We start from the raw sequence: 16,162 nt of genomic DNA on the forward strand, positions 1-16,162 counted from the left end.
GCTTGATAAGCCTAAATCAGTGCATATTGGAATTGACATCTAAGATGGATGTAATGTTATAGAATGTGCTATAATTTTATATTAGGTTAAAACAACAATAAGCTACATTTTAGATAGAGGACGTGAAAACAGCATGACTAAGGGGAACCATAACTCACCGGACTTAAAATCCGGCAAGGGTTCGAAAGATTATTCGAAATATTTTGATTTTAGCGATGCGAAGGTAATTAGTGAAGAAGAAGGTAAGATTACTTATCGGATTAAAGGAAGAAACGTTCAAATTAATAGCCAGCCTGATTATAAAGAAGGAAAACGGCGTGGCAAGGAAGAAATAGAAGTGCATTATGATTTCGAGATTCCTGAAGAGATGCAGAATTTCGGAGTAGACAAATATTATCATATAACGACTTATGGCTGCCAAATGAATGAGCATGACACGGAAACGATGAAGGGCCTGTTGGAACAGATGGGCTACAAAAGCGTCGATGATCGGAATCATGCGGATCTCATTCTGCTCAATACTTGTGCGATTCGCGAGAATGCCGAGGATAAGGTGTTTGGAGAGCTTGGTCACCTTAAAAACTTGAAGATTGAGAAGCCAGGTCTTTTGCTGGGCGTGTGTGGCTGCATGTCGCAGGAGGAAGGCGTAGTTAATCGAATTATGTCTAAGCATGGATTCGTGGATATGATCTTCGGTACGCATAATATTCACCGTCTGCCACACCTCATTAAAGAAGCTGTATTCAGTAAAGAGCTTGTGGTGGAGGTATGGTCTAAAGAGGGCGATATTATTGAGAACTTACCGAAAAAACGTGAAGGCATGCGGGCTTGGGTAAACATTATGTATGGCTGTGATAAGTTCTGTACGTACTGTATCGTACCTTTTACACGAGGGAAAGAACGCAGCCGCCGTCCAGAGGACGTCATTGCTGAAGTAAGAGAGCTCGCGCGTCAAGGATTCAAGGAAGTGACTTTGCTGGGGCAGAACGTAAACGCATACGGTAAGGATTTTACAGACATCGATTACACCTTTGGTGACCTAATGGATGATATGCGTTTAATTGATATCCCGCGCATCCGCTTCATGACATCGCATCCACGTGATTTTGACGATAAATTGATTGAAGTACTCGGCAAAGGCGGCAACCTGGTGGAGCATATCCATCTACCGGTTCAATCGGGAAGTACTGCCGTACTTAAGAAAATGAGTCGCAAATATACTCGTGAAGCTTATCTGGAGTTAGTTCGTAAGATCAAGATAAGTGTGCCTAATGCGGTATTAAGTACCGATATTATCGTTGGTTTCCCTGGTGAGACGGATGAGCAATTCGAAGATACTCTTTCGCTAGTGCGCGAGGTTGGGTATGATATGGCATATACGTTCATTTATTCACCTCGTGAAGGTACCCCTGCAGCTGCTATGGAGGACAATGTACCGATGTCAGTGAAGAGCGAACGTCTGCAAAGACTCAATGATCTCATTAAAGAGAATAGCCGGATCATTAATGACCGTATGTTAGGTGAAGTCGTCGAGGTACTGGTAGAAGGCGAGAGTAAGAATAACTCGGAAGTCCTTTCTGGCCGTTCCCGTGCGAACAAGCTGGTCCATTTTGAAGGTTCGAAGGAGCTTATTGGCACATTTGTAAAAGTGAGAATTACAGATACCAAAACATGGTACATCAAAGGGGATATTGTGGCAGAAGCTGCAGCTGTTCATTAATTATCACATACGAATGGGGAGATGGCTTGTGAGTACAGAGGAACAACGTTTGAATAAATATGGAATGAAGACTTATAATACCCGTGACTTAATTGTACGCGAGGATATTATGGGTAAAGCTAAAGAACTAGCTTCGTTGATCTCGACAAGTGAAGAAGTAAAGCATTTTCAGCAGGCTGAGCAAAAAATCCTGAACCATGAGCGGGTACAAGGCCTGATTGCAACGATTAAGAAAAAGCAGAAGGAAATTGTTGCCTTCGAAAGCTTTAATAATAAAGATATGGTAGCTAAGATCGAGCGTGAAATTGAAGTGTTGCAGGATGAAATTGACGGCATTCCGGTTGTGAACGAATTTCAGCAGAGCCAAAGTGACATCAATTATTTACTCCAGCTTGTCATTTCCGTGATTAGAGATACCGTTTCAGAAAAAATAAATGTGGAAGCCGGCACTGAAGCGCCTCCGACCACATGCGGATAACCCACACTCAGTTTAGGGGGCGGATGCAGATCCGCCCCTTTAAGTTTTACATTATACATAATCCTTATCTTTCTAAGTCCAGTTGTTGATTTTAGAAGTGAAGGTTTGGTACATTTAAAGATACGAATTAGTAAAATTATAGCTTCGGAAAAGGATGGGGCAAATATGAGCGAAAATGGGGAACAAACCTATAACGCCAAAAAATATCGTACACCGGATGGAGTTCCGGCCGACATCGTAATGTTTACACTAACCAAACGCGAACGTAAAACAGTCACGAAGACGCTTCCCTTACGTGAGCTTAAGGTAATGTTAATTAGACGGAAGAAATGGCCATGTGCTGGAATGTGGGCTCTCCCAGGCGGATTCTGTCAGGAGGATGAGTCCATTTATGCTGCCGCTACCCGTGAACTTAAAGAAGAGACTGGTGTAGATGGTGGTCATTTGGAATATCTAGGCGTTTACAGTACACCAGGTCGCGACCCTCGCGGATGGATTATCAGTCATGCTTTTTTTGCCCTTGTAGAAGAATGGATGTTGGAGCAAAGACAAGCTTCGGATGATGCTGGCGAGGTAGGTTTATTTACATTGCAGGAAGCACTTGAAGAGCTGGAGCTCGCTTTTGACCACCATGATATCATCAAGGATGCATATTTGCGTATTCAACAACAAATGCTCCAGACTACGATCGCAAGACAGTTTTTACCTAGACATTTTACCCTTAGTGAGCTCTATCAAGTCATTCAAACGGTAGTGCCGGAATTTAAGGAACCGAATTTTATTCGTAAAATCACTTCAACACGTAGTCGTCAGGGTATATTAAAAGAAGTAAGAGATGAAGAGGGAAATGCGCTTAGTTCAAATCAATACTCCCAGCGTCCCGCTCAGCTCTATATGTTCACAGATCATGAGCCTTTGTTATCCATCTACACGTAGTGGCTTAAATCAGGAGAGGGGATTAATCTCATGAGAGCACTTATAGTGATCGACTTTACGAATGATTTTGTTAACGGAAATCTGCCGGTTGGCCAGCCAGCCGTAGATATCGAGCCTAGAATCAGCCAGCTAACGTCGGAGTTTGTCCAAAGTGGCGATTATGTCGTTATGGCCGTGGATTTACATGAAGAGAATGACTCTTACCACCCGGAGAGCAAACTTTTTCCTCCTCATAATATACGCGGGAGTGAAGGACGTGAGTTGTTCGGAAGTTTGAAATCTGTGTATGAGCACAACCGCGATTCCATCTATTGGATGGACAAAACGCGTTATAGCGCTTTTAGTGGAACTGATCTGGAAATCAAGCTGCGGGAGCGTGGCATTATTGAACTTCATTTAATTGGGGTCTGCACCGATATTTGTGTACTGCACACAGCAGTGGATGCATATAACAAAGGGTTTGCAATTATTGTGCATGAAGATGCAGTTGCCAGCTTTAATCCAAATGGACATACTTGGGCGTTAGAACATTTCCGGGTAAGTTTAGGAGCAGACGTTGTTAAGGTATAATACTAGAACAGAACATACACATATAGCAGCGTAGATATTAGGAGATGAGGACTTGAGAAGAGAACTTGCGCTACATACGGATAAATATCAGATCAATATGATGTACGCTCACTGGGTGAATGGAACTCATAAACGGAAGGCTGTATTTGAGGCTTATTTCCGTAAGCTACCTTTCGGTAACGGCTATGCTGTGTTCGCAGGTTTAGAGCGTATTGTTGGTTATATCGGCGGCTTGCGGTTTACCGAAGATGATATCCGTTATTTGTCTGAGCAAGAAGAGAACTATGCCCCCGCTTTTTTGGAGGAACTGTTGCAGTTTCATTTTCAGGGAACTGTACATTCGATGAAAGAAGGCGCTTTGATTTTTCCAGATGAGCCATTAATCCGTGTGGAAGGGACAATTATGGAGGCTCAGCTGGTGGAGACAGCCATTCTGAACTTCATGAACTACCAGACGTTGATCGCTACTAAGGCTTCACGAATTAAGCAGGTGGCTCCGAATGACATCTTGCTGGAGTTCGGTACCCGGCGTGCGCAAGAAGCCGATGCAGCGGTGTGGGGGGCTAGAGCAGCCTATATTGGCGGCTTTGATGCTACTTCTAACATGCTGGCAGGCAAAATGTTTAGTATTCCGACCAAGGGAACACATGCACATTCCTGGGTTCAGAGCTTTGGCAGCGAGCAGGAGGCTTTTGATGCCTATGCTAAGGTGATGCCGGACGAAGTTACGCTATTGGTAGACACCTTCGATACACTCCGTAGTGGGGTGCCTAACGCAATCAATACAGCCAAGAAGCTTGAGGCACAAGGTAAAAAAATGGTCGGTATCCGTTTGGATAGCGGTGACTTGGCTTATCTATCCCGTCAAGCGCGTAAGATGTTGGATGATGCTGGCCTGGATTATGTGAAGATAGTCGCTTCCAACGATTTGGATGAGAACACGATCATGGATCTGAAGCTGCAAGGCGCAGCAATTGATACTTGGGGTGTGGGTACACAACTAATCACCGCCTCTGACCAGCCCTCTCTGGGTGGCGTCTATAAGCTGGTGGAAATTGAGTCCGCTACTGGAGAGATGATCCCGACGATCAAGATTTCCTCCAATCCTGAGAAAGTATCTACGCCTGGCAAGAAGGACGTATTCCGGATTATCGGTAAAAATGGCAAAGCGCTTGCGGATTATATCTGCTTTCCAGAAGAGGAAGCTCCACGTAACGGTGCGCGGTTGAAGCTGTTTAATCCGCTGCATCCATACATGCATAAGTATGTCGAGCGTTACGAGGCATTGCCTATGCTAGAACCGATATACGTTAACGGATTCCAAGTGTATACTTTGCCGGATTTGAATGAGGTTAGACGTTATCATCGGGAGCAAAAGGATCTATTCTGGCCGGAGTATCAACGTAAGCTGAATCCCGAAGTATATCGGGTGAATTTGAGTGAAAAGGTCTGGACTAGCAAGCAGCAGTTAATCGCTGAGCATATACGACCGGATATTGAATAGATTTTGCAGGATTAATTCTTTCAACAGTGTTAACGCGGGAGAGTGATATACCCGCGTTTTTTTGTTTTTTCAGAGGCTTGTAAATAAGGAGGAGAACTTAATGGAAGAGGGGAAGCTTGCTTTAGCGCCGAACAGGAACGTTAAGCCAGGCGAAATCATTACTTTCGGCACGTATTCACAATCGAAGGATGGTAAAGAGCTGCCGATTGAATGGCGTGTTCTCCATAACTCAGGTGGCGAACTGTTCGTTTTGAGCGAGGACATTTTGGAATGCAAGCGGTATCACGGCAAGAGCGCAGATATTAAATGGCGTGATTGCGTGGATATTACGTGGCACGACTGTGATTTGCGTGAGTGGCTGAACGATGAATTCTATAACAGCGCATTCAATGCTGCCGAGAAGGAATTAATAAAGACGACCCGTTGCTCAGATAACGGAGAGGGTACCCCAGATACAGAGGACAACGTTTTTTTGCTTAGCGTTGATGAGATAAAGGCATTCTCAGAGATACACGGAAAAGAACTACGGCGTGCGGTTGGCACGGAATTTGCTAAAATGAAAAAGCATGATGGATGCAGCCTATACGTTTACGATAAAACGGATAAAGATAACTATATAATTAAAGACGGCGAAGAAGTTGGCTGCTCTTGGTGGTGGCTGCGAACACAGGGAAACAAACCTTCGCGTGCGTTTTTTGTCGGACCGAGTTACAGTATTCGCAGCTATGCGAATGTCAGTGTAGCCCGTGACGGCGTCCGTCCCGCTATGGTAATTAATCTTCCACGATAAAGACAATCGGTTTAGAGTGGCAATAATTAAAAAGAGGCGTGTCCCTCTCTTCGCTAATGTGAAGAACAAGGGATACACCTCTTTTTGATACATCAGCCAAGCTAAATACTACAGTTTTTCTTCTTAAATTTCACGAAGGACCAAATCGTAAGCATCAACAGAACTGCTAGGCATGTTCCTATACTGATACGGTTCTGAACATCGAAGAGAAAAGAAACCGCGATAACAGTTAAACAAACAAGTGTAACAACGGTTATATAAGGGAACCCCCATACTTTAAAGGTTGGTTCTTTTGGATAGGATTTTCTCAGTTTAAGTTGTGACATACAAATACTGATCCATACGAGAATAACCACAAAGCCTGGAACAGCCATTAGCAAACGGAACAATCCATCCTGGGCGAAGTACGCTAACAAGGAACCAATAACAAGAACAACGGCACAGAGCTTCAGACTGTTGATGGGTACACCTTTTGCAGAGGTTTTTGCCAAGCTGCGTGGTGCTTCGCCCTGTGACGCCATAGAGTGCAGCATCCGAGTGGCGCCATAAATACCAGAATTGGCCGCAGAGAGCACCGCTGTAATCAGAATAAAGTTCATGATGTGATCGGCACCCTTAAGTCCTGTTGCGGCTAATACCTGAACAAAAGGGCTTGTATGCTCATTCAGTTGATTCCAGGGTATTAATCCACAGATGATTAGGATCGGCAAGGTATAGAACAGAATAACGCGCAGAATGAAGCTTTTGACAACCTTAGGTAAGACCTTCTCTGCATCCTGTGTCTCCGTCAAGGTTAGCCCAATCAACTCTGACCCACCGTAGGAGAACATGACGACAAGAAGGGCAGAGAAAATGGGGGCCCAGCCTCTCGGGAGAAATCCACCATAGTCTGTAAAGTTGTGTAAGTAAGGCGTAGCCTCAGACATAGGCAACAGTCCAAAAATTAATGAGCTTCCTAAGATAATGAAGATGATGATCATTGCGATTTTGATCCCGGCTAACCAAAACTCCGTTTCTCCATAACCACCTACACTCATCATGTTGATGCCGATAATTAAAGCGCCACTTGCAAGACTGAGCAGCCATAAAGGAACATCCGGTAACCAGTATTGCAAGAAGCTGCCTGCTGCCAGCACTTCAATCACACAAACGGTCAACCACATGAAGCAATATAACCAGCCCACGATAAAGGAGAGTCGTTCTCCAAAAGCCTCACGTATGAAGTCCTTCATATTCCTATTCGGGTACACCGTAGCCATTTCGGCTATTGCCCCCATGACCACTAAGAGTAGCAGGCCTGCTAATACATAAGTAAGAATAACCGCAGGTCCGGCAATGCTTATGGTCTCAGAACTTCCTTTAAAAATCCCCGTACCGATTACTCCGCCCATCGCCATAAAGCTGATATGCCGAGGAAGCAATTTCTTCTGTAATGATGCTTCGTTTGACTTCACAATTAATGCCTCCTAAGCTGTCTTCGAAAAATTACACCAAGCATCAGTTTATCCTGAAACGGACTAGTTGAAAAGTAAAAATAACACACATTTTTATGAAGAGACGCGACTTTTCACTGGAGTGTGATATTTATCATGCAGAATGTGATAAATTTTCCTTATAGAATAAGACAAAATCAATGATTTACCCACATAATCCCCACACCTAAATACCTTTCATGAGCATATCGAACTTTTCTGACGCCTCTTTTTTCCTTTTTTTTGTTACATGTAAGTAAATGCGTCTTGTTACTGCGGCATTGCTGTGGCCTAGTCTTTCTTGGATCGTCTCGATATCTATTCCAATTTCAGCCAATAAAGAGACATGAGTATGACGCAAACTATGAGGCGTTAGGTTCGAAGGCAACTTTGCAAGTTCCAAATACTCTTTAAACCTCCTGTCCAATGAAATGATGTTCAAAGGGTATCCAGGCAAGTTTTTATTATTAACAAAGACAAAGTCATCTTTATCGTAGTATTCGTTTCTCCGAGACATCTTGAATTCATTGCGCCATGCTATTTGATTTTCCAATACCGATAAAACATTCGGTGTTATATCAATTTCTCGACGAGAGGACTTTGTCTTAGGCGTGTTTAAGGAAAATTCAGTAGCTTTGCCCTTCATGTAAATGGTCTTGGTTATAGAAATATAGCCCTCAGTCTTATTAATGTCTTTCGCCTTTAATGCTGCTAATTCACCGATTCGCATACCTGTATATGCCAATAAAAAGAAGAGGTTGTAATCCTGCGTTTCACCTTGGATCTTAATAACGGTCAAAAGCTTAGACAATTCATCGCGCTCTAAATAATGAGGAAGATCAGTTTTGTTTTCCAAATCTTCAACAGTTTCAGTATATGCAGGGAGTTCAGAGCCAATTGTGGGATCGTTTTTAATTACTCCTAGATCAACAGCTTTCTTAAAAAGCATCTTACAAGTTGTGTTTAAGAGGGAGATTGAATTCTTTGCTGCCCCTTTCTTCTTTTGATCATCAAGCATTTTTTGGTAATCTAATTTTGTGATGTCTCCAATTTTTTTAGTTCCAAAATATGGTGAACACTTTTTTAATTCCCATCTCCTAATATCAACAGTAGAATTTTTTACTTTTCCAGGAGCTGCATACATAAGTAACCACTCATCAGCAAAAGCATCAAATAAAATATCCTTTTCTTCGAAGTAAACACCATTGAGCAGCTCTGCCTTAATCCGAATTCCTGCCTCGTATGCTTGTTTGGCTGTAGGAAAACTACTTGTTTCCTTTTGTTTTCTTCTTGATTTACCTGTACTTGGAATACTGTAACGATAAGTGAACCGTCCATCTTTTTCGCGAACCCCTGGGTACTTAACAGGTTCTTTTGTTTTTCTGGCCATTTTAATATTCACCTCTTTCAAGAACGGGAAATTAATATTTAACGTTCGGCGGAGACATATACCACACTAATTTACCCATGATTCTGAGACTGTCCAGTTCTGGGGATGTAAAGTTTTGAGCAACATGATCCGGATTATAGCTATCAGGCTCAAGGACGACAGTGTTATGTAATCTGAAGAAGCGCTTGAGGGTAGCCTCATATCCATTCACTTGCACAGCTACGACATCGCCGTTACCAACGTCCTCACCATTGTATGGACTAATGAGCGCGTAAGCGCCATTAGGAACAACTTTGTTCATACTGTCTCCATTGACTCTAAGTAAGAAAGCTTCTGGATACCAGTTGCCGATATCCTCAGGAATCTCTATGTATTCTTCTATAGGTATAGCTTCGAGAGGTATTCCAGCTGCTATAGAACCGTAGAGGGGGACTTGCACAGATGTGCCTTTTATTGAAATTGCTTCTTTGGGACGTTCCAAATCTTGAATTTCATCACTTATGAATTTGAGTGGACTTACCCCGAAAATATTAGCTATTTCCTTAATTTTAGATAAGGGTGGGGAAATTTCACCGCGTCTCCATCTGCCAATTGTTGACCTATTAACATTTAATCTACGGGATAATTCAGCGTCTGTATAAGATGAATTTTTAACTAGTTTTTCGAAAACCACTTGAAAGTTATCCTTTTCCAATGTTCTTGCCTCCTTATGTTGCTTAATATACAACACAATTGCGTCATAAGCAACAAATTTGTAGTGTTTATTAGTAGAGAAATATTAATAGCATAAATTAGTTGCGTTTAACGCAACAAAGATGTATATTGTTATTGCGAAGGGAGGAACTAATCAATGGGAAAGAAGCAGGAGTTAGTAGCTAATCCAACCCAATATGCCGAATTGGTTTATCTTCGGAAAAATATAAAAAAATTCAACGCTAATGATATGGCGGAGGCTGTTGGGATAAGCACTGAAACCTATCTTCGTTCTGAACGAGGGACGAGGGAGTTTACGCTAGGGGAGGCTGTGAGGATAGCTAATAAATTGAAAATGCCAGTATCTGAGGTATTTCCAAAAATTTTTGATTTAAATGTTGCATTTCTCGCAACAAAAGGTGGTGGGTGATATTGAAAAAGGACGAATTACCTGAAATTTGCAAACCGGAAGAAGTAGCAGAATATCTCGGCGTTACACGTAACACCATTTATCGTTGGTGTAACGAAGGAGATATTCCAAGCATTAAGGTACGTAAGGTACGCCGTATTCAGAAATCCACATTATTAGCATGGATTGAAGAACAAGAGAGGGCGAGCTGTCTATCATCGGAGTAGTAGCCCTCTATCAGCCATCATAACCACATCATAAGGTTTTATACCTGAAGGGAGGAAGTGAATGTTTAGACGACAAGCACTCAAAAAGAAGAAGGCCGCCCAAGTGAAGGCGACCTTGATGGTTTTCATGAAAATCAAAATCAAGACTGAAAAATTAGATATAACAACAAAAAGGGAAATAAACTTGGCGGTTGCCGAAGAGTTACGCCGCAACTTTGAACATATAGTTGATCAATTCAAACTGGTCAATGGACGTTATTATACAAAAACTGAAGGAGCTACACCATGAACAGTAAGAAAAGTAGATATCCTAATTTAGCCGCGTTATTCCAAAATTGTTTAGACCGCGGATGCACACCAGAGCAGCTGCAGGACTTCATTGACCGAGCACGCCGGCAGCATAAGGATAATCCAGAAATGCTCCGAATCATAGATGACTTAGAAGTAAGGTATATAACCTCTTTAGAAGGAGTGATAGAGCATGAATAACACCATTCAGATTCGTGTACAGCAACAAACAAAAGAATTAGAGATTAGAGAGTTTGATGGGCAGCGCGTAGTAACATTCAAAGACATTGACGATTTACATCGGCGTCCAGAAGGAACTGCTAGCCGTAACTTTAGAGAAAATCGAGAGCGTTTCTTATCTGGTACGGACTTTCACGACATCACACCAGAAAAGTTTCAATCCGACGAAATTCGTCGCTTTGGAATATCGAGCCCAAGAGGTGGAACGCTCATAACGGAATCTGGATACCTCATGTTAGTTAAATCCTTTACAGATGAATTAGCTTGGAAGGTGCAGCGACAGCTCGTAAATAGTTACTTTCGTGGACAAGCTTCGCAAAGTAATTCACTCAAATCCTTATTACAAGCGACTCGAAATATACTCGCTGGACAAGAAATAATGTCCGAACGTTTGGAGGATGTAGAGAACAAGCTTGAGTCACAAATTACTTTGGATAGTGGACAACAACGTAGGCTCCAAGGGGCAATTAATAAAAAGGTTTGCGGTTATGAACCGGACAAGCCATCACGTCCTGGATTGTTCCGACAACTTCACAAGGAAATAAAAGATCGTTGGAATGTTCCTAGTTATAAAGATGTACTTAGACATGATCTGCAGGATGTTCTGAATTACGTTGCGGCTTGGGTTCCGATCCATCGAGAAGAATAGGAGGTGCCTTATGAACAAACATATGATAGCTGCTGATCTTCGCGAAGAGATTGTATTTTGGAAGACAGTTGAGGACGATGCGTTATTACGGGGTGGAGAGATTGATTTAAATATCTACCTATTCGCTGCTCGATATCGGCGTGAGTGTCAAGATAGATTATTACAAGTTTGGGATGAAATCGCATTGGATGAGTTCCGGAATAATCGATTAAATGAAAAACAGCCCACCGGGGTAGGAGCCGGAGAGCTGTCGATTACACGACAAAATATATTAACTCTAAATTAACACGATTTGGGGGCGAATGCAATGGCGACTAAAAAATGGATAATACCAACGTGGGACACATGTTATAAACGCCGTGAGCTCTCTATCATTGCTGATAGTCTATTAACAGCCGTTTTATCTGTGCTGCGAAATCATTCATATACTAATCCCGCACTTTATGGGATGGAGTTCACGGATCAAGAACGCGCTGTAATATTACATTCAAAGCGCGTGAAAGACATGCGTGTAGAATCATTGAACCTTTTTACAAAAACGATGAATCACCCAAACTGGGCGAGAACTCCAGAACAAAGAAGAAGAGACTATTTGAAACGACAGATAGCTTATGGGGAGATATCAAAACATTGGTACGATAAGGATTTTAGGTGTGGAGGTTGTGAGACTATTATACCTGCAAAACAGAGTCATCTATGGTCCCTCGGAGGTCATTTCTGTAACTACCATTGCTTCGGTAACAAATTAATAAAAGATCGAGCTGAGTCTAATGGAGATTGATATCAAGCAGTATATCAAGGATATCAGAAAATTGCGTGCTCAGGCTGACGCATACGATGACAATGCTCCTGGAGCAATCATGGAAAAAATACGCCTGCTTACAGCTGCTCATATGCTTATAGGACGAGTATCGGCTCTTAGAGACGGTGAGCATGCTCGTATCTATGCAGCCCGTAAAATCACTTATGCCAAAGCTAGGAAGGAAGCAAAGCGCGGAGAGAAGGAGATAGCTGGCGATCTTGTTATCGAGGAATTACGAATGGTCGAAGCTACAGCCCTTGAAGAAAAGATGATGTGGAAGAATGAGTTCTCTTCTCTCCGTGAATACATCTACGAACTAAGATTAAGGGTGCGGGTTGATATGAACACTTTAGGAGGCGGGGATTGATGAAAGACGAATCTGCCATTAAGACTTTACAAGTTACGGCCATTAGGAGACGTATTAGAGTTCTCAAGGCTGAAATGGATAGAGGAACAAATCTTAACCGGAATCATGTGATTCAAATTGAGGGAAAAATTTCTGAGTTAAGACAGAACTTGAAAGATCTCAATAAAACACACCGCCCTAAACCCAATCGCAAATCTCTCGGGAATTGTATTAACCCCAAGTGCCGTAAAAGAATGCTAGTCGGACAAGCAGTAGTTAAATATGGTCATTTGGGACTTTGCTGCAATTTTAAATGTCTGGTTGGTGCAATGAATGGAAGCTAAGGAAAGGGGTCTGACATCATGGCAAGGCCATTAAAAGAAGGCCTAGACTATTTCCCATTGGATATTGATTTCGATCAGGATGATAAATTGATTGTTCCAATAGCTAAATATGGAATGCAGGGACTCGGAGTTATCCTGAAAATCATGATGAATATTTACCGCAATGGATACTTTTATCCATGGGAGGAGCGTGAGCACTACGCCCTTTCTAGCAAGGTTAATGCTGACATTAACACTGTAAGAGAGATCGTAAATGAGTGCATTAACTGGGGATTCTTCAACGAAAATGTATACAAGAATTACAAAGTGTTGACATCAAGAGGGTTTCAGAAAAGGTATATTGAGGCAGCAAAAAGACGCAAAGAGGTAACTTTATTTGAAGGTCATTTACTCATTGATCCATTAGAAGAAAGTAAGAAGGTATCACATTCAATCGTGATCGTCAGTGCTGAAAGCACGCCAGTTAATGTTTACATTAATCCCGATAAACAAGGGAAAGTGTCAGCAGAAAGTACACAAAGTAAAGTAAAGGAAAGTAAAGGAGAGAAAAGTAAAGAAAATGAAATAAAACCAACAGAGATAGTGGTGCCACTGTCAGTTAATCCGTTCCGGATGTTTGAAGCTGAAGGATTTGGCACGATCAGTTCTGTGATATCTGATCAGCTTAATGATTTTATAAATGACTATGGTGAAAGATGGCTATGCGAGGCTATGCGAACTTCGATAATTGCAGGCAAGCGAAATCTTAGTTATGTTCGTGCCATTCTGAAACGATGGAAATCCGATGGCATAGACGAACCATGGACAAAGGAAAAAGATACACGAAGTAATACTTCTAGTAATGGATATAGGAATGGTCGTGGTGGACAAAGTGGGAAACCACAAATTGAAATTACTAAGAACCCTGTTGCTCCTCCTACTCAAGAGGAAATCGAACTTCATGAGAAGTCAATGGCTGAACTTCTTGAAAAAAGAAAACGAGCTGAGGAGGAAAAAAATCGATGAACTTTCTAAACTGGAAGACTGACACAGAGCTTCAACAGATAATCAACAATGATTCTCTGGACTATGACATACGGATCCACGCTACTAAAGAACTCATAGCTCGAGAAAAAATAAAAAAACTTATAATGCTGCTCGTCGATCGCAAACGTGAAAAGGTGTGGTGACTATGACTCCCGCTGAAAGACGAGAAAAATACTTGCTCAATGAATTTGATAGAATTTTTGAATCCTTGGAATACCGACTGTTTGAACATCTAGCGGCAGCTGATCATATCGTAGCTAAAATTATCTCAGAGGCATCAACTGCAGGTATTGGGTTATCAACTAGTCAAAAAGTTGTACGGGCCAAGATTGAAGACATGATTGACCAAATAGCTGAAAAACGTGAATTAGAAACCCCGAAAAGAGCGAGGAAAGATTCGAAATGACACATTACGAGGTTGGTAAGAAATATAAAAAGATCGTAACAGTTGCAAAAATGCATGAGGATGCCCCAAGCGTACTAATGATTGATGACATGCGTTATGTACTTGATCCACCAACCACTCCAAGAAAGGGTGAAAAAGATGGCTCAAGGAAATAGAGGAGCAGCATTTGAAAACTTAATCAATTACACGAATGAATCTTATGAGAATAGAGAATTGGCCATTATCAATAAGCGTTCAACGCCAGTAAAGGTAACAAGAAGTAAGGGAACAAAGGTACTCGCTGGATTCTTTGAGGCAAAATCAACTGTTGACTATGATGGGATTTATCGTGGACGAGCTGTTTTTTTTGAAGCTAAGTCAATCCAAGAGCTTGATAGATTTGACCTAAAAAAGGTTGAGGATCATCAGTACGAACATTTAGAGAAGTGTCATAAGTTCGGCGCTCTATGCTTCGTACTAGTCGAGTTTAGAAAACAACGTAAAACATACCTTTTACCCTTCACAGCATTACGTGCATACAAGGTTGAGGCTTCCAGGGGCGGACGCAAAAGCATGACGTTGGATAACTTCGAGATTGACGCTTTTGAAGTTAGGACAGGCCGTGTGCCTCTCGATTATCTGGCAGCTGTAGACCGGGTGTGGTTTACAGAAACAGCATAGGTACCCAGTATGACAGGGGATCGGGCACCGCCATAGCTAAAAACAGAACTGGTGTACCCATAAATACAAAAATTAGAAATGGAGTTGAATGCATGAAGACGAATATTGATATCGGAACTTTGGCAAATGGAGCTGTTGGAGAACGAATAAATCTAGAACTTCAAAAAGTTGCCGAAAACGTACAAGACCCGAATACAGATTGGAAGAAAGCTCGAAAGGTGACTATAACAATCACCCTAAAGCCTGATGAAGAACGTGAAATAGCCTTGGTTAGTGCAGATATCAAAACAACCTTGGCTCCTGCTCACGGAATTGCTACAAAACTGATATTTGGAATGGAAAAGGACGGTAATGTAGTTGCTGCTGAGCTTGCTTCGGGAATGAAAAATCAGATGATGATTGACAATGACGGTGATCTAGCAGACGACAAAGGACAAAAAGTATCATATTTGGAACGCAAACAAGCACAAGGGGGCAAATAATTATGATCAAAGAAGCATTGCAATATCTAATCGGACTAGGTAAACAAGAAACAATACGTGAAAATGGGCAAACATTTTCCAATCAACCACTTACTTTACTGAGACAACCAACACCAACAGCTCTTACGGTTCGGAGTCTTTCGGGATTTGTTGATTATCTGAAGTCTGAATACGATCAACCTGGTGCCCTTATGGTGCAAATAGAAAGTCCAACGAAGGTAACGGCGTTCAGTAGTTTTAATAATGATCAGGTCCGGAAGACATATATTGAGGCTGAAGCGCTGTTACCTACTATCCGATTCGGAAATTGGACGGATGTTGAAGAATTCAACATTCAACTGCAATCTTTATTTCATCCAAATGATACCCGCGCTGATCTGTTGAGGGTTGTCGGTAACATCAAAGAAGAGGCTGTACAATCTTTTGGTGATGATGGAGTTTCGCAACAGGTCACCGCTAAGACAGGTGTTGCTACAGTTGCCACGGTTCCCGTTCCTAACCCAGCGACACTCTTGCCTTACCGAACTTTTATCGAAGTGCAGCAACCGGAGTCTTTATTCGTTTTCCGAATGAAGAATGGGCCATATGCTGCATTATTCGAGGCAGACGGTGGTGCTTGGAAGGTCGAGGCAATGGATACGATTAAAGAATATCTGCAGGAGTCATTGAAGGATGAAATAGCATCAGGGAAGATCGTTCTTATCGCTTAAGACACTTATACTGGGGCGGC

General features: G+C 42.1%; 25 protein-coding genes. 22 read left to right on the forward strand and 3 right to left on the reverse strand.

Annotation, left to right across the window (positions count from 1 at the left end; all coding sequences use genetic code 11):
- The first annotated feature begins 133 nt into the window (after positions 1-133).
- The 6 genes from miaB to PAENI_RS25720 all read left to right on the forward strand — a co-directional run bounded on the left by miaB (position 134) and on the right by PAENI_RS25720 (position 5,998).
- Positions 134-1,720: a tRNA (N6-isopentenyl adenosine(37)-C2)-methylthiotransferase MiaB gene (miaB, locus tag PAENI_RS25695; RefSeq protein WP_042188958.1), complete on the forward strand. Its 1,587-nt coding sequence runs from the start codon at positions 134-136 to the stop codon at positions 1,718-1,720.
- A 13-nt stretch (positions 1,721-1,733) separates the two neighbouring features.
- The gene (locus PAENI_RS25700; protein WP_410477492.1) at positions 1,734-2,198 is read left to right on the forward strand and encodes a YlbF/YmcA family competence regulator; all 465 of its coding nucleotides are present in this window, start codon (positions 1,734-1,736) and stop codon (positions 2,196-2,198) included.
- Positions 2,199-2,363: 165 nt separating this feature from the next.
- Positions 2,364-3,134 carry an NUDIX domain-containing protein gene (locus PAENI_RS25705; protein WP_042128449.1) on the forward strand — a complete coding sequence of 257 codons (771 nt, stop codon included), beginning with the start codon at positions 2,364-2,366 and terminating at the stop codon, positions 3,132-3,134.
- A 30-nt stretch (positions 3,135-3,164) separates the two neighbouring features.
- Positions 3,165-3,704, forward strand: a complete 540-nt coding sequence (locus PAENI_RS25710; RefSeq protein WP_149647191.1) for a cysteine hydrolase family protein — start codon at positions 3,165-3,167, stop codon at positions 3,702-3,704.
- A gap of 52 nt (positions 3,705-3,756) precedes the next feature.
- Positions 3,757-5,208, forward strand: a complete 1,452-nt coding sequence (locus PAENI_RS25715; protein ID WP_076283476.1) for a nicotinate phosphoribosyltransferase — start codon at positions 3,757-3,759, stop codon at positions 5,206-5,208.
- 100 nt (positions 5,209-5,308) lie between these two features.
- Entirely contained in the window at positions 5,309-5,998 is a 690-nt protein-coding gene (locus tag PAENI_RS25720) for a DUF6273 domain-containing protein (protein WP_149647192.1), read from the forward strand.
- A gap of 101 nt (positions 5,999-6,099) precedes the next feature.
- On the opposite strand, the gene PAENI_RS25725 is transcribed toward PAENI_RS25720, so the two are convergent.
- The 3 genes from PAENI_RS25725 to PAENI_RS25735 all read right to left on the reverse strand — a co-directional run bounded on the left by PAENI_RS25725 (position 6,100) and on the right by PAENI_RS25735 (position 9,554).
- Positions 6,100-7,452 carry an amino acid permease gene (locus tag PAENI_RS25725; RefSeq protein WP_188114689.1) on the reverse strand — a complete coding sequence of 451 codons (1,353 nt, stop codon included), beginning with the start codon at positions 7,450-7,452 and terminating at the stop codon, positions 6,100-6,102.
- Between the two features lie 205 nt (positions 7,453-7,657).
- A complete protein-coding gene (locus tag PAENI_RS25730) occupies positions 7,658-8,860 on the reverse strand; it encodes a tyrosine-type recombinase/integrase (RefSeq protein WP_149647194.1) in 1,203 nt (400 codons plus the stop codon).
- Positions 8,861-8,891: 31 nt separating this feature from the next.
- Positions 8,892-9,554 carry a LexA family protein gene (locus tag PAENI_RS25735; protein WP_149647195.1) on the reverse strand — a complete coding sequence of 221 codons (663 nt, stop codon included), beginning with the start codon at positions 9,552-9,554 and terminating at the stop codon, positions 8,892-8,894.
- Positions 9,555-9,710: 156 nt separating this feature from the next.
- Here PAENI_RS25735 and PAENI_RS25740 point away from each other — a divergent pair, with 156 nt between their 5' ends.
- The 16 genes from PAENI_RS25740 to PAENI_RS25800 all read left to right on the forward strand — a co-directional run bounded on the left by PAENI_RS25740 (position 9,711) and on the right by PAENI_RS25800 (position 16,142).
- On the forward strand, positions 9,711-9,983 hold the full coding sequence (locus PAENI_RS25740) for a helix-turn-helix transcriptional regulator (RefSeq protein WP_149647196.1): 273 nt from the start codon (positions 9,711-9,713) through the stop codon (positions 9,981-9,983).
- 2 nt (positions 9,984-9,985) lie between these two features.
- Positions 9,986-10,189 (forward strand): helix-turn-helix domain-containing protein, encoded by a 204-nt coding sequence (locus PAENI_RS25745; protein WP_223179000.1) that lies wholly within the window; start codon positions 9,986-9,988, stop codon positions 10,187-10,189.
- 61 nt (positions 10,190-10,250) lie between these two features.
- Entirely contained in the window at positions 10,251-10,478 is a 228-nt protein-coding gene (locus PAENI_RS25750) for a hypothetical protein (protein ID WP_149647197.1), read from the forward strand.
- On the forward strand, positions 10,475-10,678 hold the full coding sequence (locus PAENI_RS25755; protein ID WP_149647198.1) for a hypothetical protein: 204 nt from the start codon (positions 10,475-10,477) through the stop codon (positions 10,676-10,678). The genes PAENI_RS25750 and PAENI_RS25755 overlap by 4 nt, the downstream gene beginning before the upstream one ends.
- Positions 10,671-11,366, forward strand: coding sequence for an ORF6N domain-containing protein (locus PAENI_RS32310; RefSeq protein ID WP_223179001.1), 696 nt, complete (start codon positions 10,671-10,673; stop codon positions 11,364-11,366). Before PAENI_RS25755 ends, PAENI_RS32310 begins: the two co-directional genes overlap by 8 nt.
- Before the next feature lie 10 nt (positions 11,367-11,376).
- Positions 11,377-11,652 (forward strand): hypothetical protein, encoded by a 276-nt coding sequence (locus tag PAENI_RS25765; protein ID WP_149647199.1) that lies wholly within the window; start codon positions 11,377-11,379, stop codon positions 11,650-11,652.
- 325 nt (positions 11,653-11,977) lie between these two features.
- On the forward strand, positions 11,978-12,115 hold the full coding sequence (locus tag PAENI_RS32315) for a hypothetical protein (RefSeq protein ID WP_223179002.1): 138 nt from the start codon (positions 11,978-11,980) through the stop codon (positions 12,113-12,115).
- Positions 12,116-12,136: 21 nt separating this feature from the next.
- A complete protein-coding gene (locus tag PAENI_RS25770) occupies positions 12,137-12,535 on the forward strand; it encodes a hypothetical protein (protein WP_149647200.1) in 399 nt (132 codons plus the stop codon).
- The gene (locus PAENI_RS25775) at positions 12,535-12,858 is read left to right on the forward strand and encodes a hypothetical protein (protein WP_149647201.1); all 324 of its coding nucleotides are present in this window, start codon (positions 12,535-12,537) and stop codon (positions 12,856-12,858) included. The genes PAENI_RS25770 and PAENI_RS25775 overlap by 1 nt, the downstream gene beginning before the upstream one ends.
- A gap of 18 nt (positions 12,859-12,876) precedes the next feature.
- Positions 12,877-13,863, forward strand: coding sequence for a Lin1244/Lin1753 domain-containing protein (locus tag PAENI_RS25780; RefSeq protein WP_149647202.1), 987 nt, complete (start codon positions 12,877-12,879; stop codon positions 13,861-13,863).
- Complete coding sequence (locus tag PAENI_RS32005; protein WP_188114690.1) at positions 13,860-14,027, forward strand: hypothetical protein; 168 nt, start codon at positions 13,860-13,862, stop codon at positions 14,025-14,027. Before PAENI_RS25780 ends, PAENI_RS32005 begins: the two co-directional genes overlap by 4 nt.
- A 2-nt stretch (positions 14,028-14,029) precedes the next feature.
- Positions 14,030-14,290, forward strand: coding sequence for a hypothetical protein (locus tag PAENI_RS25785; RefSeq protein WP_149647203.1), 261 nt, complete (start codon positions 14,030-14,032; stop codon positions 14,288-14,290).
- Positions 14,287-14,445, forward strand: a complete 159-nt coding sequence (locus PAENI_RS32010) for a hypothetical protein (RefSeq protein ID WP_188114691.1) — start codon at positions 14,287-14,289, stop codon at positions 14,443-14,445. The genes PAENI_RS25785 and PAENI_RS32010 overlap by 4 nt, the downstream gene beginning before the upstream one ends.
- Positions 14,429-14,950: a Holliday junction resolvase RecU gene (locus tag PAENI_RS25790; protein WP_149647204.1), complete on the forward strand. Its 522-nt coding sequence runs from the start codon at positions 14,429-14,431 to the stop codon at positions 14,948-14,950. Before PAENI_RS32010 ends, PAENI_RS25790 begins: the two co-directional genes overlap by 17 nt.
- Positions 14,951-15,042: 92 nt before the next feature.
- Positions 15,043-15,432: a hypothetical protein gene (locus PAENI_RS25795; RefSeq protein ID WP_076144262.1), complete on the forward strand. Its 390-nt coding sequence runs from the start codon at positions 15,043-15,045 to the stop codon at positions 15,430-15,432.
- A gap of 2 nt (positions 15,433-15,434) precedes the next feature.
- Positions 15,435-16,142 (forward strand): hypothetical protein, encoded by a 708-nt coding sequence (locus tag PAENI_RS25800; protein WP_149647205.1) that lies wholly within the window; start codon positions 15,435-15,437, stop codon positions 16,140-16,142.
- Positions 16,143-16,162: the final 20 nt, after the last annotated feature.

It is taken from the genome of Paenibacillus sp. B2(2019) (genome assembly GCF_008370385.1).
GTDB lineage: Bacteria > Bacillota > Bacilli > Paenibacillales > Paenibacillaceae > Paenibacillus_AQ.

Excerpts from the sequence above, each read along its gene's own strand:
- PAENI_RS25775 (WP_149647201.1), top strand. The coding sequence starts at position 12,535 with ATGAAAGACGAATCTGCCATTAAGACTTTACAAGTTACGGCCATTAGG.
- PAENI_RS25770 (WP_149647200.1), top strand. The coding sequence starts at position 12,137 with ATGGAGATTGATATCAAGCAGTATATCAAGGATATCAGAAAATTGCGT.
- PAENI_RS25705 (WP_042128449.1), top strand. The coding sequence starts at position 2,364 with ATGAGCGAAAATGGGGAACAAACCTATAACGCCAAAAAATATCGTACA.
- PAENI_RS25710 (WP_149647191.1), top strand. The coding sequence starts at position 3,165 with ATGAGAGCACTTATAGTGATCGACTTTACGAATGATTTTGTTAACGGA.
- PAENI_RS25800 (WP_149647205.1), top strand. The coding sequence starts at position 15,435 with ATGATCAAAGAAGCATTGCAATATCTAATCGGACTAGGTAAACAAGAA.
- PAENI_RS25755 (WP_149647198.1), top strand. The coding sequence starts at position 10,475 with ATGAACAGTAAGAAAAGTAGATATCCTAATTTAGCCGCGTTATTCCAA.
- PAENI_RS25790 (WP_149647204.1), top strand. The coding sequence starts at position 14,429 with ATGGCTCAAGGAAATAGAGGAGCAGCATTTGAAAACTTAATCAATTAC.
- PAENI_RS25720 (WP_149647192.1), top strand. The coding sequence starts at position 5,309 with ATGGAAGAGGGGAAGCTTGCTTTAGCGCCGAACAGGAACGTTAAGCCA.
- PAENI_RS32315 (WP_223179002.1), top strand. The coding sequence starts at position 11,978 with ATGGGGAGATATCAAAACATTGGTACGATAAGGATTTTAGGTGTGGAG.
- PAENI_RS25730 (WP_149647194.1), bottom strand. The coding sequence starts at position 8,860 with ATGGCCAGAAAAACAAAAGAACCTGTTAAGTACCCAGGGGTTCGCGAA.
- PAENI_RS25795 (WP_076144262.1), top strand. The coding sequence starts at position 15,043 with ATGAAGACGAATATTGATATCGGAACTTTGGCAAATGGAGCTGTTGGA.
- PAENI_RS32010 (WP_188114691.1), top strand. The coding sequence starts at position 14,287 with ATGACACATTACGAGGTTGGTAAGAAATATAAAAAGATCGTAACAGTT.
- PAENI_RS32005 (WP_188114690.1), top strand. The coding sequence starts at position 13,860 with ATGAACTTTCTAAACTGGAAGACTGACACAGAGCTTCAACAGATAATC.
- PAENI_RS25765 (WP_149647199.1), top strand. The coding sequence starts at position 11,377 with ATGAACAAACATATGATAGCTGCTGATCTTCGCGAAGAGATTGTATTT.
- PAENI_RS25750 (WP_149647197.1), top strand. The coding sequence starts at position 10,251 with ATGTTTAGACGACAAGCACTCAAAAAGAAGAAGGCCGCCCAAGTGAAG.
- PAENI_RS25785 (WP_149647203.1), top strand. The coding sequence starts at position 14,030 with ATGACTCCCGCTGAAAGACGAGAAAAATACTTGCTCAATGAATTTGAT.
- miaB (WP_042188958.1), top strand. The coding sequence starts at position 134 with ATGACTAAGGGGAACCATAACTCACCGGACTTAAAATCCGGCAAGGGT.
- PAENI_RS25740 (WP_149647196.1), top strand. The coding sequence starts at position 9,711 with ATGGGAAAGAAGCAGGAGTTAGTAGCTAATCCAACCCAATATGCCGAA.
- PAENI_RS25700 (WP_410477492.1), top strand. The coding sequence starts at position 1,734 with ATGGGGAGATGGCTTGTGAGTACAGAGGAACAACGTTTGAATAAATAT.
- PAENI_RS25780 (WP_149647202.1), top strand. The coding sequence starts at position 12,877 with ATGGCAAGGCCATTAAAAGAAGGCCTAGACTATTTCCCATTGGATATT.
- PAENI_RS32310 (WP_223179001.1), top strand. The coding sequence starts at position 10,671 with ATGAATAACACCATTCAGATTCGTGTACAGCAACAAACAAAAGAATTA.